This is a genomic window from Bacillus cereus group sp. N6, assembly GCF_016483705.1.
GTDB lineage: Bacteria > Bacillota > Bacilli > Bacillales > Bacillaceae_G > Bacillus_A > Bacillus_A wiedmannii.
In genome coordinates this window covers 1-674 of sequence record NZ_JAEHBI010000190.1, presented here as the reverse complement: position 1 = coordinate 674, position 674 = coordinate 1, and the positions used below count along the sequence as shown (strand labels likewise).

Sequence of the window (674 nt, the reverse complement as noted above, 5' to 3'; positions counted from 1 at the left end):
CCGTTCTTAGCAAGAATGATTGTCCAGTCATAGAACAGTTGTAATGAATCCTCATCAGCAAGTAACCAACCATGTAATTTTTGATTATGCTGCCATCCACAAAACTGATAAAACACCTTCATGATCGTAATCTTTTCGTTATTCGCATCCTTCCAGGACTTGAACCATGTATCAATTCCGTTAAAATTTTGTTCCGCAGCTTGCATGACTTTCGCAGGAATTAAGTTTTGTCTTGATATCCCAATTCGGTTATCTTCTGGATCAAGATAGATATTTGCGCCTGATTTCCAAATTGAACTTATAATTTCTAAAACTTTCAAACCTCTCACCTCTATTACTAAACCGTTATTAAACAGTTACTGAAAATCGTTAAAAACGCTCTTTACTAACTAATAGTTATTTAAAATAACTCACTTCAGCCTTACAGCCCCAAGGGTTTTACCCTAAATCATTACTTTAGTTATCGGTACTGAGCATTACAGCTCCTAATATATATATTTATTTTTTTATTTTTATTTATATAAAAACCAAATAACTAAAATAACTAAATATATATAAAAGGTAACTTGAACCCTTGATATGACTGGTTTTCTAAGCAGTTATTAAAAGTTACTGAAAGTTATTTAACTAACACAATAGTTATTGAGTAACCTTGAATTTGCTGTTTTCACTAG

At 31.5% G+C, this 674-nt stretch carries 1 protein-coding gene; it reads right to left on the bottom strand.

Annotation, left to right across the window (positions count from 1 at the left end):
• Positions 1-320, bottom strand: a 320-nt coding sequence (locus JDS99_RS30845; RefSeq protein WP_199696488.1) for a hypothetical protein, incomplete at its 3' end; no start/stop codon positions are given.
• Positions 321-674: the final 354 nt, after the last annotated feature.